Genomic DNA, 16,836 nt, shown 5'->3' with positions numbered 1-16,836 from the left:
ATGCCAGTTAACTAATTTAGTCCAAAGCTGTCGGATTGGGCTAAATGTCAGTTTTTTATATTGACTTGCGATTGGGTTTTGCGATTAATTGTCAGCTCCATAAACAACATACTTCGCAGGTATCGTAATGAAAAATTTTCCATTTAATGCTTTTACAGGACTATTGCGTGAAACTATTTTTAATATTGAGGATCACACACAGTCACCACCTGAAATGATTGCATCCGCAGTTTTAAGTGCATTATCCCTGGGGTGCCAGAGCCTGATTAATGTAAAGATCAATGACACTTTAATATCTCCGGTGTCATTGTATTCATTCGTGATAGCAGAGTCTGGCGAGAGAAAAACGACGGTGGGTAAATTGGTATTCAAGCCTTTTCATGAGCATGATCTACGTGTATTACTCCAGTATGAAGAACAGCAAAAAGAACATGAGCGCTGCTCTAAAATATGGCGCAGAAAAGAAAGTGCACTCTTGAAATGTGTAGATAAAGCCACTATGAAAGGAAAGTGTACAGATGAATTTTCACTGCAGTTAAAGGCGTTATACGCTGAAAAACCAGAACCACCAAAAGCCAGAAGATTTGTTTATAATAATACCACACCGGAAGCCCTACAGTTTGCAATGTACACTCAGTCGCCGCAAACAGGACTAATAACCGATGAGGGAGCTAATATACTTAACAGAAAGACCATGGCTGACTTCGGTTTTATTAACTCAATGTGGGATGGGGGATATTTTCAGGTTGAACGTAAAACAACACCGAGTTTTACGCTCAGGAATGGACGTATTACTTTGTTGGTTATGGTACAAAAAGCTATATTTGATGATTATTTAAAACGTAAGGGCGAAAGTGCACGCGGAAGTGGTTTTTTTGCACGTTGTCTTGTCTTGAATATTGATGAGAATTTATCGACACAAGGCCAGCGTTTGATTCGTCGTCAATCTGGCCCTCAGTCTGGTGACCTAGAGAATCTTAATTCCTTCTACCAACGTATGAATGAACTGGTAGAAAAAAGTGCTTCTCAACACGGAACCGGGCATCAGACATGTTTATCCTTCGAACCTCAAGCTCAGGAAGCATGGGTGAGAATTCACAATAAGATAGAGCGTCGCCTGGGGCCAGAGGGAGACTATGAAAACTCGAAAGATTTTGCATCCAAAATGTCGAATAATACTGCACGCGTAGCCGCCCTGTTGAGTTACTGGAGTGAGGGTGAATGTGCGATAAAAAAAGAATATGTCGAAAATGCATGGTTGCTGTGCGAATGGTATATGCAACAGGCAGTAACACTCTTTGGCAATGAGGAGGGCTATTATGAAGCACTGTTATTGTCGTGGCTACGTCGGCAGTATTCACGTTCATGGAAAGATGTAGTTCGATATAATGATATCCGAAACGGCGGACCTAATGTGTTACGTAAGGGAAAGTTACTGGACAGGGTTATTGACAGACTTGAAAAGGAAGAGGTGATAGATATTGATTATTCAAAATATGGTGCCCGAAAGGTATATAAAGGTCGTCATTTTGATAATAATCCGTTTACAAAACATGCAGCATATCAACACTACTGAGCCCCGGTAGTTGCGATCAGTCGCAACTACCGGGGGAGGAACCTGTAGAAAATGACAAAAACCAGTAAAACTAATATCAGAGTAATATTATTATCATGCTTACTATTTGTATGAGGTTTAATCAAGCTAAAGTGCTTATTGTTATATTATTACTGATGAATTAACTGTCGGTATAGTAATATATGTTTGTTAATAATATATCCACTCTCTATCCAGAGTGTTGGTCATTAACATACTAATACATTATGCCTATACAATCAGTTAATTATAACGCAGCATACATTGATTACGTAACACCATACGGTTAATGATTATTATTCGATTATGTTCATGTACATATCTGCATGTAACATTAACACAATTGTTAATCGCATGGTTAGTTATTCATACTTACCTCAATGTTAATTATTGAGTGAGTTATTTATTCAGGTCTTAATATGCAACTTGATTCCTTGAACGCTGATTACCAGCAGGCATTTTACGATGTTATTCGTAATGCAGTAGATGAGTTTCCGCGTACGTTAGCACTACGTGTTGATTTACGTTTTCCCCGCAACTATCATTATGGTGATTCGAACAAAGAGGTTACTCGTTTTATTGAATCACTGAAAGCTAAGTTACTGGTCGATTGCCAACGTAAGAACCGACGATGGAAACGTAATCGGTCTAATAGGTTACGGTATGTATGGGTACGTGAAGTCGGTGAGCTTAACCGCCGTAAACATTACCATGTATTACTGCTGCTGAATAAAGACTTCTACCATGGTGCCGGGAACTATAACGCCGATGACAGTTTATACGCATTAATCCAGCAGGCATGGTGTAGTGCGTTAGGTCTGGATTCGGAGCAATATTCAGGTTTAACGAATATGACTGAGAACGGGTGTTTTTATTTAAACAGAAATTCCCCTAATTATATGCAACAGATTACCGAATTGCTGAAGCGTATGGAGTATATGGCAAAAGACCACACCAAGAACTATAACGACAGATATCGATCAATCGGAATGAGCCGAGGGTGAAAGAAGTCACAGTATGAACTTTGGATGGGCAAATTGCTTTGACTGTCGTCTCTAAAATTTTTTGCGCTGTAAACTAACGAAAATTTAGTATGGCAAAAAACATCTAAAGGAACTGTAGGCTTCGGTCTAATGGTGGTTGGCGCAACTTCGTTTGGCCAAGTCCTGTATCAACCTGATGGGCTCCTTTCCCCCGCTCTCTGAGTGGAAGCTTTGGTTACCTATTGGAGCGATCCGGTTGGTAAATGAAGTGAAGAAAAAACCTAATATATTGATAATAATGACTTATTTATTCAACTATCTAAAGCTAAGAACGTGAGCTACATCAACTAAGTTCTCTTGTAATATAAATACAATGTATTCGTACTTATCTGATTGAAAATGTGAGATTTGATTTTCAAGAGGGGAGTGTGATAAGCAAAGTGATTGCTGTGATGCACATTTACCGCACTCAGGGGAAGAGCACATGTTTTTGAATGATCAAGAAACTGCAACAGACCTTTTGTATTACGAAGCTATCGCGAGGACGGTCGTAAAACTGATAGATCATACTCCTGATGCGCCAATAACCATCGGTGTGCATGGTGATTGGGGGGCTGGTAAGTCAAGCGTTTTGAAAATGCTAGAAGCATCATACGAAGGAAAAAATAAGACACTTTGCTTATGGTTTAACGGATGGACATTTGAAGGCTTTGAGGATGCCAAGACGGTCATTATAGAAACCTTGGTCGAAGAATTAATGCAAGCCCGACCGGGGTGTATCAAGGTTGCTGCGGCTGCAAAAAAAGTATTGCGCCGGGTTGACTGGTTGAAAATGGCACGTAAAGCGGGGGGGTTAGCTTTCACCGCATTTACAGGTATTCCTACAATGGATCAACTCAAAAGTGTCTACGAGCTTGCCTCCGGTATCCTTAGCAATCCCCAAGATAATATATCAGTCGATGATATAAAGAATTTTGCGGACAGAGCTGGTGATTTCATAAAAGAAGCGGATTCCGATGGGGAAACCCTTCCCAAGCATATTCATGCCTTTCGTGAAGAGTTTAAAGACCTTCTCAATGTTGCCGAAGTCGAAAAGCTAGTTGTAATCGTTGATGATCTTGACCGATGTTTGCCAAAAACAGCGATAGAAACACTTGAGGCTATACGTTTATTTCTTTTTGTTGAGAAAACAGCCTTTGTTATCGGTGCGGATGAAGCGATGATCGAATATGCGGTGCGCGAACATTTTCCCGACCTTCCGCAAAGCACTGGTCCTTTGACTTATGCCAGAAACTATTTGGAAAAACTTATACAGGTGCCATTTCGGATACCGGCGCTAGGTAGCGCTGAAACCCGTGTTTATACAACGCTTCTTCTTGCAGAGAATGCCTTAGGCTCGAAAAATAAGCATTTTATGAAATTGCTTGGCAAAGCCCGTGAAGAAATGAAAAGACCATGGATTAGTAGTGGGTTAGATAGGAAAGTAGTACTTGAAGCCTTGGGAGAGCACATACCAGAGGAAATTGAACAGGCTTTAAAGATTAGTGCACACGTAACGCCACTTCTTAGTAAAGGTACTAGGGGAAATCCACGTCAGATAAAACGCTTTCTCAATTCGATGATATTGCGCCAGTCTATTGCAGAAGAACGGGGGTTTGGTGAAGACATTAAGCGTCCTGTATTGGCGAAGATTATGTTGGCTGAACGTTTTTATCCTGCCTTTTATGAGCAAATAGTGAGACAGGCAAGTAGTCATAAAGAGGGGAAACCTGAGGCACTGATTCAATTTGAACAGCTGGTAAGGGGAGCAAAGTCTAAACAGCAGCAGGAATCGAATTCACCTAGCAAAATTACTGTTGCCGAGCATTCTGACATAAATGAATGGCTGAAAAACGACTGGGCAGTTGGATGGGCTGAAATTGAACCTGCATTAGCCAACCAAGACCTACGCCCCTATGTGTTCGTGACCAGGGACAAGCAAAGTACATTTGGAGTCTCCCTAACATCCAGTCATCTTGCCCCGCTTGTTGAAAAACTTCTCGGCTCTAGTATGGCCGTTGCAGGAACAAAAGCAGTACTTGAAAAACTTACAGCCTCAGAAGTGGACGAGGTATTTGAAACACTTAGCGAGCAGATCCTCCAAGAAGATAGTTTCGGTAAAAAACCAGCTGGAATTGACGGAATTCAATTCCTCGTGAAAGTACTGCCTCAGATGCAAAGAAAACTGCTTGATTTCATCCGCCGAATCCCGGTTCCGAAGACTGGTGGAGTCTGGCTGGGATCAACCTTCATGCAGTGTTTTGTTGACGATACTCATGAAGAGGAATTCCGATCTATCCTTCAGGGATGGGTAGATCAGCCTGATAATTCAAAATTAAGCAGTACAGCTCAAGCGATGCTTGATTTACCAAGGAAGAAAAAGTAAATGGGAACTTCAAAATCTTATGGGGGGCCTACCAGCGGACTGGTACCTGACTTTGTAGACAACCCTCCGGCACCTACATTACCTATATCCCCAACAACTCCGGAAGATGACCAACTTCAGGGTGGGCCTTTAACTCCATCACTAATCCCTCCCGATTCAAATGGTGCAGGGCCGTTAAGTACACCTAAAGGTAACTTTACCCGCTACGTTCGTTCCGGAAGTCGAAGTTCGCTCGGCAAGGCAATTGCCGGTTATGTGCGCAACGGCACAGGGGGGACGAGTAGAGCCAGTCGCCGTATGGGCTCCTCCCGCGTCGTTGCTGGTGGGCTACTTCATATCTTGGGTGATTTCCAGCAGGGAGGTGCAGAACAAGCCCTTCAGCGTTTTAATCTAAGCAATTTGGCTGGAGAGCCTGCGCCAACAGTTTTCGTATCGCTTGTCGAATTTTTGTGCCCCCCTGGCGGATCAGTCGATGAAGGGGTCTCCAGACAGGCAATGCTTGATACGATTGCTGACATGTCTGATACCGATGTGGTTAGTTTTGATTCATTAAACACCGAGCAGATGCAAGAAATATTTATCGGTTTCATCGTTCACTCCATTGAAGGGCGAATCATGGCCGATATAGGTAAAAATGGCATCAAGTTACCTGATGATGTCGATGCTATTGGTGACATTCAGGATACACTCCACGATTTTGTTGATGGTGCTACTCGTGTTCAGTTGAGAGACGAGTTGAGAGATGTATCAGGACTATCAGGTCGTGAAATTAACCAAAAGGTCGAACAGATTTATGAACTGGCATTCGAACTGATTGCTAGTGAAGGGGAGAGATCAGAATGAGCCATCACACTATTATTGCGAGACTTGGCGCTAGAGATTCCCAGCAGCCTGTACTAAGCCGATTACAGACCAATATTACCCAAATTAACTTTTTAAAAAATAATGGGCAGTTGGACTTTGGTCTAGGGCAAGCGTTAACAGGATTAAGGGAGCTTGGGCTCACTCCGTCGGAAACCTCAGTTGATCTTGCTCTGTTAGCTGCAACAGTTACTGCTGCAGATACTAGAATTTCACGTAATCGAAATGCCCAAGATCTTTGGACTCGTGAATTATCTTTGCATATTCCTGTATTTGATCCTGTTTTATGGAGTAGTCAGACGGGGCTGCTAAGTAATTTATTGAATTTTTTGACAGGGGATCGTTGGTCATTGCATTTTCATGAACGGCCTGAAATTGAGCGCGGCCTTGTCAGAGAATCAACTAAACCACGAATACTTAATCCCACTTCTGTATGTCTTTTCTCTGGCGGGCTGGACAGTTTTATTGGTGCGATTGATCTTCTTTCTCAGGGAAGAACTCCACTATTTGTCAGCCATTACTGGGATTCTATTACTAGTAAATACCAAAAAAAGTGTTCAGAATTATTGTCTAGCAGATTCACTCAAGAATTTGGCCATGTCCGGGCACGCATCGGTTTTAAGAAAGATACCATTATAGGTGATGAGGGCGAAAATACCTTAAGAGGTAGATCATTTCTCTTTTTTTCCCTTGCAACGTTAGCAGCAGATGCTGCTGGTGGAGCTATGGAGATAAATGTTCCTGAGAATGGTCTCATATCTCTCAACGTCCCTTTAGATCCATTACGTGTGGGCGCACTCAGCACCAGAACGACGCATCCATATTACATGGCTCGCTATAATGAACTGCTACGTAATTTAGGGATAGACGCTTATTTAAATAATCCTTATGCCTTCATGACAAAAGGCGAAATGGCGCGACAGTGCCATGATCAGACATTTCTTCGCCAACATGCTGAAAATACCATGTCATGTTCATCCCCACAAAGTACCCGGTGGAATCCCGATTTAAATGAAGAACAGTCTATACACTGCGGTCGGTGCGTACCTTGTTTGATAAGACGCGCATCGTTATTTGCGGCTTTTGGTTCAGACGGAACTGCTTATCGAATCCCGGATCTTCGAGCACGAGTACTCGATTGTAGTAAAGCTGAAGGGGAGCATGTGCGAGCCTTTCAGTTCTCACTGGAGCGGCTAGCACGTTTCCCCGGCCATGCGAAATTTGATATCCATAAACCTGGACCACTAAGTGATCACCCTGATAATTATGATGACTATGCAGGCGTATATATAAGGGGCATGGAGGAAGTTAGCCGCCTGCTAACTGGGGTGAGAACGAGACCATTATCATGAATACAACCAAGCATCAACTTTCTCCGCACTGGGTAGATTTTCACTGCCACCTTGATCTATATCCGGATCATAAGGCTGTCATTGCGGAATGCGAGCTGGCACGTGTGGCTACACTTGCGGTAACTACAACCCCTAAAGCATGGCAAAGAAATTGTGAATTGGCTTTAGATTCATCATTCGTTCGTGTCGGATTGGGTCTACATCCACAACTGGTCTCAGAACGTGAAGATGAAGTGGTACTGCTAGAACGCTACTTGTCTTCAGCACGCTATGTGGGAGAAATTGGTCTAGATGCCGGTCCCCGTTTTTACCAAAGCTTTGAAGCTCAGGAGCGTGTGTTTTCGCGTATTCTTCAAGCCTGTGCAGAACAGGGGAACAAAATACTTAGTATCCATAGTGTACGTACAGCAGCAAAAGTTTTAGATCATCTTGAGAAAAGCAAAATTCTTGAAAATTGCCAAGCTATTCTTCATTGGTTTACAGGGTCATCTGCAGAGGCTCGACGTGCTGTTGAACTCGGATGCTACTTTTCAGTTAATGAGGAGATGCTACGTTCAGTCAAACACAGGAAACTTATTGCTAGTATTCCTCTAAACAGACTGCTGACAGAAACAGATGGCCCTTTTGTAAAGAACGAGGGAAGGGCTATATGTCCTCGAGATGTTTATCGCGCTGTGCATGAAATAGCCCTGCTTCATGGTATTTCTGAAGATGCTACTAGATTCGTAGTTTTGAGTAATCTTAAAAAACTTGTGACAATGGACTGTCTTAAATAGTTGTCAAACATATGTATATTCCTTTTAAAACAAAATGAAAAAAGATAAAACATTGTCTTTAGGGACAAGAGCAGAATTGAATTTTGCTGCGATAATGACCTTACACCAACCTTATAAAAAGATGGGGAGGTAATGATGCCTCTAACGCTGACTGAAATAGTACACGACTCTCTTTGCCATGGTTCAAGATGGATCATTGCTGATGAAAATGATCTCGCTAGTAAGGTTGCTTCTCTCGCTCTGGGCCAAGCACGGCATATATCCATAATCCTTGCTGGAATTGATAAAAAACCACCATCCACCCGCCCTGATACTGCTAAGGAAGCAATCAAACTTCTCACCGTGCCCGCTGGAAAGGATCCTTATCATCGAGACGGTTGGATTTTCCAAGCGATTTCATGGATTGCAGCCCATAGAGCAAATAAAGGAAATATTGTTCGTGCGCCACATGCTATCTTGGCGCATAAAGGGTTTGATGGTATGCAACTTCAACTAGACCAAACCAATGAAAATGTTATTGCTGTTGTTATATTCGAAGATAAGGCCACTATAAATCCCCGATCAACAATTACTAGTGATGTTTGGAAGGGAATACGCTCATTAGAGTGCGGTGAACGAATGCCTGAATTAATACAAGAGACAGGCGCACTGTTAGAAGCTCATCAGATTAAATTCCCAGAGATGGATATTGATGCTGCGGTCGAAAAGATTATTTGGGAAGAGGCTAGACATTATCGTGTTGCGGTAACGATAGATACTAAAGATGACGATGATAGTAGCCGTAAAGCTCTATTTAAGGGCTTTGATGAAGTTGCTCCTGGTAAGCATGAACGTCGACAAGGCGAAACTATGTGCATAAAAGATCTACGTAACTGGATGGAGCAGTTTTCGTCAAAGGCAATAAAATATATTGAGGCTTGGATAGACAATGTTTGACCCTGTAACTATAGATCTAATTAGCTCAGCTCCTCAGCTTGACTCTCTCGAATTAGAGGAACTACCTCAGCGTTTCACTAATGCTTATGCAGAAATCGTTGCTGCACGTGTCAGGTACCATGGTGCCATCGATACAAAAGAGAAAAACGAAAAATTGGAAGAATTGCTAGAAGAGATGCGACGTTTAGCGGCTACACAGGAGCTATTAGTCACATCTTCGCCTGAGAGAGTTGATCGAGCTGCTGCTGCATTTGTTGCAGGAACTGCACATCAACTTTGCATGATGGCTGAGGTTATTAAAGGAGGAGAGCGTGAAGCCTTTATCGATATAGTTCGTGTCGCGCCGGAAATTTGTAGCACCTTACTCTTTTTGATTGCTGACTTTCAAAGTGATGCAGCAGAAATGGCAAAGCATTTGAATCAACGGGATGATTCAAATTCTTCCGAATCAATTTTGATAAAAGATATTGGAGCTCTTGCAACAGGACGGCTTGGTGAAATTCTGGATATAGAACCACGGGAAAAGGATTTGGGTAATGAAACTACTGGCCCCGAAGTTGCTGTTGACGCATTACTAAGGCATCTTCATGCTGGTTTGGTAGAGCTTGCTCAAGAATTACTATCAGAGCCAAATGAAGTCGCTGAGATTCCTCGCTCTCAGATGATATTTAAAGAGGTTATATCGTTATGTATTTCTCGTATCGATGGGGTTTTTGATGATGAAGGGCCTGTTGCTGTTAATATCTTTCCCGGTCCACTTCATTTAGCAAAATTACTACTAGCGGTTTCTATTAACCTTGCCGATACCTCATTATGCCGAATTGAGGCACCTGCCGGTATAAATGTAAAACAATGGTGGCGTATTGTGCGTCAGGCGGCTAATAAACGTCCCTACCTTTGGCGTAATCACCGCACTGCGCTTGAAAGAGGTTATCTTACCAAAGGCGTTTCTGCTGCAATAAGTTTTCCGACTGGCGGGGGGAAATCAACACTTGCGGAGCTGAAAATAGCTGTTTCATTACTGAGCGGCAGTAAGGCTATTGTTCTTGCTCCTACGTTGGCTCTAGTAGATCAGACTGCTTTTACACTTAAAAATGCTTTCAAAGACTTTAGTGTTTATGGCGATCTTGACGAAGATATTGTGTTTACAGATATTGTTGAATTGCCAGAAATAATCGTGACAACTCCCGAAAGATGCTTAATGCTGCAATCTCTGCAGCCAGAAGCATTTAACGATATCGGTTTGATAGTGTTCGATGAATGTCATCTTTTGCATCCAAGAGATGCTGATCGAAGTCGTCGCAGCATTGATGCAATGTTATGTATTTTAAATCTTACTCAACTGGCACCTGAAGCAGATTTTTTGATGATTTCAGCAATGATGCAAAACGCTGCCGAAATTGCTGGTTGGATTTCCGAACTTACTGGCCGTCCTTGTCTTGAGTTAGATTTAGCATGGAAACCTACCCGACAAGCTCGTGGTTGCGTAGCTTACAGTTCAGATCGGATATCAAAGTTAGAAGAAATACTTCGAAAAGCCCAAGCCAAAGCAACAACTAAAGGTGTACCAGCAAAAGTTAAATCACAGCTTAATGCTCAACCGTCTGCTTTCTTCTGTCTTAGACAGACTTGGGCGACGCGTAAGCGTAAAGATTATGCGTTGATGACATTATTAAATAAATCGGTGTCATTTTCTACAGGTATAAATAAATATAAAGGTAACTGGTACTTAACCCCAAACGGAAATAAAGTTGCAGGGGAGATTGCTGCTGCTGCTGCACAAGATAAGCTTAAGACACTTATATTTGTTCAAAGTACTATTGCTGCGGAATCTACTGTTAAATACTTTCGTGAACTATTACCGAAACACGGAGTTACTCTTACGGAAGACGAGAAAGTATTACGAAAAATAGTTGAGGAGGAACTTGGTGGATCTCAACATTGTTATCTTAAAATTGACGATAATTATAGAGTTGTAGGTGGTGCTATAAGTCATCATGCTCAATTGATAAAACAAGAACGTCTCTTGCATGAATCGCTTTTTAAACGGTCTGATGGTCTAAGTGCTATGTTTGCGACTTCAACTCTTGCTCAAGGAATGAATCTTCCTAGTGATATCGTCTTGATTGCGGGAGATAGCCGCTGGGATGTTGAGGGAGACAAAATGAAGCAGTTAGATGCTCATGAATTGCTTAATGCTGCAGGCAGAGCTGGACGAGCAGGGGAAGGAGGGCAAGGGTTTGTTTTAGTCATTCCCAGTAAAATAATCAATATTGATGAAGATAAAAGTAACATAAATAGTCATTGGATGACTTTACAAGGAATATTTTCTCAGTCAGACCAGTGCCTCAGGATAGACGATCCGCTCACAGGTCTACTTGACCGTATCCACTCAGGAGCTCTTGATGATAATGAGGCATATTTCCTCGCCAGATTACCAAAGGGTGATGGCGATGCTCCAGATGAATTAGCGAAATATATGATCAATAGATCATTCGCTGCTTACCGCATGCGTCAGAAGGGCAATAATGATTGGATCGAGACTCGGATATCTTCAGCTATACTTGAGCGCTCTAGACTTTCTCCGAAGCAAGAGTTAACTTGGTTAGAAAGAGTTGCGGCGTCTTGCGGACTGCCTTATGTAGTTATTGAGAGTATGACTCAGTTGGTAAGTAGTGGGGCATTTCTTGGGAGCACCCGCGATTGTATCCAAGATCTTTTTGAATGGCTTGAAAAGCATCCTGGTTGGTTGTTCCAGCTAATTAGACCCAACGATATTGCCGGTCTATTTGGTACAAATTATCGTTCTTTAAGCGATGAAAATAAAACAAAATTAGCTATCCCTTTGTTGAAAAAACTTTTAGTCGCGTGGATGGATGGTAAACCTCTCAGCGATCTTGAACGCGCGATTGGAACAGCAGAGAAGGATATCAAGACATGTGAAATAGCGCGACATTTTGCGGTTCGTTTAACTGCAGATCTTGCTTTTGTCGCGGGTCTTCCAGCCCGTATATATACCGCCCAAGCTATCGCTAATGGTAATGAACCCATTGTTCCTGTCAGTATACTGACTTTAAGTGGGGCGGTAAGGAAAGGGTGCTCTAGCCCAGAACTTCTTGCAAATGCAATCTATCTCAATGGTTCTTCGCGTCCTGCCGCTCGCGCTGAATTTACAAAGATTTTACCATATCTGCAGTCAGGATTAGCGTCTGAAAGTTTTGAGGATGTGCGTGATAGGGTACGTGAAGCACATATATCAGCATTACTGGATGAATTTTAATCTTCACTGGAATGTTTGATGCTAATGATTGCTGAGTGACTTAACCGGAGATTACATTCTCCGGTTTACTTAGCTAAGTAATTTTATTGGGAGGAAATTTCGCGTTGTAAGATCCACTGATCTACTTCGGATTCTAGCCAACCGACAGACTGGTTCCCAAGGCGGCGCTGCTTTGGAAATGTCCTGTCATAGCGTGTCGATTTAGGATTGATCCAGTCGTAAATCGTCGAGCGGGCGATGCCCAGTTTTTGGGTAAGTGCATTGATACGAAGGATTTTTACGGTAGATGATGACATAGTGTTGTTTCCTCTAATCTGGTTTGCTTTGGATGAGAGGAAGGTTATTCATTGACGCGGGTATAAGGTATACGGCTGCGTTACCTCATTTTTTACACGAGTTAGGTTATTGATTTATGGATGATTTTAATCTCTGTTTTTTTGTCGATACGATAAAGGAATCATTCAACTTAAAGAAAAGTAGACTGGTGCTCGCTCTACGTGCGGTTGGATGGAAAAGCTGTATAACCTGTTTAAATGATGGCGATACTCATATTAACAAAATAGTCAATGATATTATGCTGGATACAGCGAAGCGTCGTGAATTGGAAAATCAGTCGTACCATATTTTGTATGAAGAGGCTGACACTATCCAGGAATCAATAGATGAGTGGATCTTTTTGGCTGCAGTATACTGGTGCCTAGGGATACATCTCGTGGCTTCAGATTGGCGTGATGGTGTCACGTTGTTGCTCAAATCGACAGAACTTCTCGACATGTGCCATGGAATTGTTCACCATGAAATATGGCAAAACACTGAGGCGAAAAAAAAAGAACAGGCCACTAATGGGGGTAAAGCAAAAGCATCGCTTTACGCTCCTCTAAAAGCTGAAATTATCCGTTTGTTGTATTGCAACAAGCCTGCGGATGGCTGGAGAAACAGGAGAGAGGCTATAGAGTTGATTGATGAGGATGTAAGCATATTTATTCAAGAGCATGGCTATCCTGGTTCCCCTGAAGAAAAACAGGAAGACTTAGCTGTATTATTTGCAAGAATTCCCCGGCTGATTGAAGATTGGTCTAGAAATGACGCCGTAGTTAAGGCTGCCTTTAACGCAACGCTAAAGAAAAAAAGCGCCAATAAAGGCGCAGAACAGAAACCTTGGACATCAGACATCTAAGTACATAATTAGATCATCTAGAAATTTTGAGTAATTCACCCAATTTCTTTTTTCTATCATGGCTACTCCCAAGCCCCATTGGGGCAAAAATAATACCAGCACCACTTACGATTGATTTTTTATTCAAACTATCTATTATTTTTTTAAGATAACTTTTGTTTATGTAAGTACTATAACCTGATTCTATTTTCGCCAACATTCTACTGGCATTCAATCTGTCATCTGGACTTTCTGAATCAATTACTCGCATGTTCATTTTTAGTAATAAACTGCTTATTAGATTAGAAGAGTGTTCAGGTATTTCTCTTACTAATATATTTTTTTCTTTATGATAAGTATCATTAGACTGAAACTCATCTAGGAATGCATTTAAAACGAATTCCTTCTCGTTAAGATTAAATTCGAAAGTATTTCCTTCATGCTTCTGTGATACGGTAATTTGATGTAAATACCCCTTATCCTCATATCTGGCCTGGGATACTAAAGGGTGTTCGCTAAAATGAATTGTCACTGTTAAAGCATTAATTGAGGAAATAAACCAATCATCCAAAAGAATACATCCACTATTATTTGTTATATTACTCACATCTACTTTTCGACCAGAGTTTATAAACTCGCTCTCGCTTTGCAATATCCAGAAAAGAAGATTGTTTTGATGTATGCGTGATGCTATAAATAAAGGGTGTCGGAATCTATGACAAAACTCACTGTACTTATTTAAGAAAGAGCCTGATATTTTTTTAGTTTCTAGAGCATTGCTCGTCTTCACCTCAATAAAACATTTTAATTCCTTCCCTTTTGGCATATTAAAACTAGCCAGATAATCTGGCACCTTAATGCCAGTGTTATTTACTGGTGATTGACCTAAAGAGGTTAGACTTGTACATACTTCCATGAAAAAGCACAGCAAAGCGAATTCATCCTCTAAAAACAAACCGTTAATTCGCCTTTTTATTTCATTTTTATTTTCATCATTCCCTACAGAGGTAAGGAAAGCCTCAAATTCTTCTTCTGAACTCATTCCAATTCGAATGTTTTTGAAAAGCTTTAATTTTTCAATTTCTGAAAGGTAATTTAAACCTTGCATATTATTTCCTCGTCCATTAATGTTTTAATATTACGAATTGCAATTTATTCTATACCATCAGAATAGTTGTGCCGATCATAGCAGTTATATTTAATCAAGAAAAATACGTGAGTGATACACTAGGGGGCGGACCGATATGCCATGAGCTGGAATCGCCCCCATAGACTTAGTATCTGTGTCATCGGAACAAGCACATAGGAGCAGTTTTCGTGGGCTGGCGGAGGTTCCATCGTCTATGGAGGCAAAGTTCATACCAGATGTTCGATAGTAGGTTGAGCGGTCCCGTGGCTGAGTTTACAGGTTCAACATTCTCCCGGAAACTTGGAGCGGTTCAAAGCAACCTCGGAGGCGTCAGTCCGGAGGCTTAAGAACCGGTTTCGTCGTGAGGACAGAATATGCCTAATGAGGTAGGGTTAGTCCAGTTAAGGACGGTCAGATCCAGTAAGTATTTGATTCAAAAATAAAGTATTAACCTATCTATAGGGAAAATCTGAGCTGGACTTAACCCATTCTTATCATCCCACTAACCGCATCCCTTTTATCCCATCTGCAATCACGCTTCCGCGATCCGCTGCCATCACGAAATCAGCCCACCATTGCATCATAGGGCGACGTTGCTCAAGGTAATCACTGCGGTTATAAGCGCGACGTACCTCATTTTTGTCTACATGAGCCAGTGCTGCTTCAATGACATCAGGTGGAAATCCTTCCTCATTGAGTGCCGTACTAGTGATAGAACGTAGACCGTGTGATACGAGTACGCCTCCTAAGCCAGCACGCTTGAGTGCTGCATTCACTGTCTGGCTGTTCATTGGCTGGGTTGGTTTGATGCGACTGGGAAAGATAAACTCTCGTCCACCACTGAGTGACTTCATCATTTCCAGAATAGAAAGAGCCTCATCGGATAGTGGAACCGTATGGTCCCGGTTCATCTTCATTCGAGCTGCAGGAATTTTCCATTCGCTAGCATTGAAATCGATCTCACCCCATCGAGCCTCAGCGGCCTCGGCAGGGCGGGTGATGGTGAGAAGTTGCCACATGAAAAGGCATCTTGTGGACAAGCTGATACTTGCCGTACGCATAGTCTGCATTAGCTGCGGAAGTTGATCCGGGCGGATGCTTGGCATGTTTTTCTTTTGCGGTTTCTCAAATGCTTTTCCGATATTTACACTGGGAACTGCATCAATCAGGCCTGTGTTCTGCGCATAAATCATGACTTCGTTAATACGCTGACAAAGGCGGCGAACAGTCTCTAATGCACCTCTGGCCTGAACCGGCTGAACAGCTTTAACCAGAGTATGAGCCTTAATCTCAGTGACACTGATATCGCCGATTGCTGGGAAAACATCTCTCTCAAGCGAGCGCCAGATATCGTCGGCATAGTCCTCTGTTACGCTGGCTTTCTTCACATTCCACCAACGCTCGGCAACTAACAGGAAAGTGTTGGTTTTAGCCTCTTGAGAATTTCTTACCTGTTCTTTCTGATGTTCCTGAGGATCAATATCTTTCGCCAACAAAACTCGAGATTCAGCTCTGAGTTTACGCGCATCAGAAAGGGAGACAGCAGGGTAGGCACCGAAGCTCTGTTTGGTTCGCTGTTTTGTCAGCGGTCGATAGTAACGGAACTGCCAGAGCTTACTACCACTGGACTTGATTAATAGAGTAAGCCCATCACCATCATACAGCTGGTAATCGGCATCTTTAGGTTTGGCGGCTTTGATTTCCGTATCGGTTAACGGCTTGGTTTTTCTTGCCATGGGGAATCTCCATGCGTTTAGGCCCAACGAAAACAATAGAGCTTTTCGTTGGGCCTATCAATGGGCCTAAAAGGTTCGGATTTAATTAGTTCTCTTCGGACTTCGCGGGACAAATTGAGGGCACAAAAAAGCCCGCAGGGCTTGCGCCGTGCGGGCTCTTAGGACTTCATCGGATGACTCTGGTAATCACCGATGGAGAATTTTGGTGGAGCTGGCGGGAGTTGAACCCGCGTCCGAAATTACTACACCGTCGGCACTACATGCTTAGTCCAATCTTTACATTCGCCGGCCAGCTGCGGATGGACACGCTACTGACAGACTAGCCTGATTAAGTTTAACGCTTCAGCCCCAGGCAGGACGTCCACGCGATCTCTTTTGGGTTTGACCTCTCTTGATCCCCGTCCTAAGAGCGGAGGCTAGGGAGAGAGGGCTCTAAGCAGGTTATTAAGCTGCTAGTGCGTAGTTTTCGTCGTTTGCGACTATTTTTTTGCGGCTTTTTACGAGGCCAACCGCCCCTCGGCATGCTCCTAGGGCTTCGCAAATCCCGTCGAATCCAGAATCAGCCCCAAGTAACTTTGTGCAGTATACCAGAAGTTTACTTCGATAAG

At 42.5% G+C, this 16,836-nt stretch carries 12 protein-coding genes and 1 other RNA gene; 9 read left to right on the top strand and 4 right to left on the bottom strand.

What is annotated here, in order from left to right; translation table 11 throughout:
• Nucleotides 1-127: 127 nt before the first annotated feature.
• The 8 genes from BHU62_RS17225 (at nt 128) to BHU62_RS17190 (ending at nt 12,207) form a co-directional block, all read left to right on the top strand.
• Nucleotides 128-1,576, top strand: a complete 1,449-nt coding sequence (locus BHU62_RS17225; RefSeq protein ID WP_073533088.1) for a YfjI family protein — start codon at nt 128-130, stop codon at nt 1,574-1,576.
• A 437-nt stretch (nt 1,577-2,013) separates the two neighbouring features.
• Nucleotides 2,014-2,598, top strand: coding sequence for an inovirus Gp2 family protein (locus BHU62_RS17220; RefSeq protein WP_073533087.1), 585 nt, complete (start codon nt 2,014-2,016; stop codon nt 2,596-2,598).
• A 463-nt stretch (nt 2,599-3,061) separates the two neighbouring features.
• On the top strand, nt 3,062-5,002 hold the full coding sequence (gene qatA, locus BHU62_RS17215; protein ID WP_073533086.1) for a Qat anti-phage system ATPase QatA: 1,941 nt from the start codon (nt 3,062-3,064) through the stop codon (nt 5,000-5,002).
• Entirely contained in the window at nt 5,003-5,845 is an 843-nt protein-coding gene (qatB, locus tag BHU62_RS25020) for a Qat anti-phage system associated protein QatB (protein WP_139282295.1), read from the top strand.
• Entirely contained in the window at nt 5,842-7,215 is a 1,374-nt protein-coding gene (qatC, locus tag BHU62_RS17205) for a Qat anti-phage system QueC-like protein QatC (RefSeq protein ID WP_073533084.1), read from the top strand. The genes qatB and qatC overlap by 4 nt, the downstream gene beginning before the upstream one ends.
• Complete coding sequence (gene qatD, locus BHU62_RS17200; RefSeq protein ID WP_073533083.1) at nt 7,212-7,991, top strand: Qat anti-phage system TatD family nuclease QatD; 780 nt, start codon at nt 7,212-7,214, stop codon at nt 7,989-7,991. Before qatC ends, qatD begins: the two co-directional genes overlap by 4 nt.
• Before the next feature lie 135 nt (nt 7,992-8,126).
• On the top strand, nt 8,127-8,927 hold the full coding sequence (locus tag BHU62_RS17195; protein ID WP_073533082.1) for a hypothetical protein: 801 nt from the start codon (nt 8,127-8,129) through the stop codon (nt 8,925-8,927).
• Nucleotides 8,920-12,207 carry a DEAD/DEAH box helicase gene (locus BHU62_RS17190; RefSeq protein WP_073533081.1) on the top strand — a complete coding sequence of 1,096 codons (3,288 nt, stop codon included), beginning with the start codon at nt 8,920-8,922 and terminating at the stop codon, nt 12,205-12,207. The genes BHU62_RS17195 and BHU62_RS17190 overlap by 8 nt, the downstream gene beginning before the upstream one ends.
• Nucleotides 12,208-12,290: 83 nt before the next feature.
• Here BHU62_RS17190 and BHU62_RS17185 read toward each other — a convergent pair whose 3' ends face one another.
• The gene (locus tag BHU62_RS17185; protein WP_073533080.1) at nt 12,291-12,503 is read right to left on the bottom strand and encodes a helix-turn-helix transcriptional regulator; all 213 of its coding nucleotides are present in this window, start codon (nt 12,501-12,503) and stop codon (nt 12,291-12,293) included.
• Between the two features lie 116 nt (nt 12,504-12,619).
• Here BHU62_RS17185 and BHU62_RS24625 point away from each other — a divergent pair, with 116 nt between their 5' ends.
• Entirely contained in the window at nt 12,620-13,384 is a 765-nt protein-coding gene (locus BHU62_RS24625) for a hypothetical protein (protein WP_078062082.1), read from the top strand.
• Nucleotides 13,385-13,397: 13 nt separating this feature from the next.
• Here BHU62_RS24625 and BHU62_RS25015 read toward each other — a convergent pair whose 3' ends face one another.
• The 3 genes from BHU62_RS25015 to ssrA form a co-directional block, all read right to left on the bottom strand.
• Complete coding sequence (locus BHU62_RS25015; protein ID WP_139282294.1) at nt 13,398-14,471, bottom strand: hypothetical protein; 1,074 nt, start codon at nt 14,469-14,471, stop codon at nt 13,398-13,400.
• 515 nt (nt 14,472-14,986) lie between these two features.
• A complete protein-coding gene (locus BHU62_RS17175; RefSeq protein WP_073533079.1) occupies nt 14,987-16,228 on the bottom strand; it encodes an integrase in 1,242 nt (413 codons plus the stop codon).
• Between the two features lie 203 nt (nt 16,229-16,431).
• Nucleotides 16,432-16,795, bottom strand: a transfer-messenger RNA (tmRNA) gene (ssrA, locus tag BHU62_RS17170).
• Nucleotides 16,796-16,836: the final 41 nt, after the last annotated feature.

This window comes from Serratia marcescens (assembly GCF_001902635.1).
GTDB classification, from domain to species: Bacteria; Pseudomonadota; Gammaproteobacteria; order Enterobacterales; family Enterobacteriaceae; genus Serratia; species Serratia marcescens_F.
Note: the sequence above shows the minus strand (reverse complement) of the source record. Positions and strands in the feature narration are given on the sequence as shown.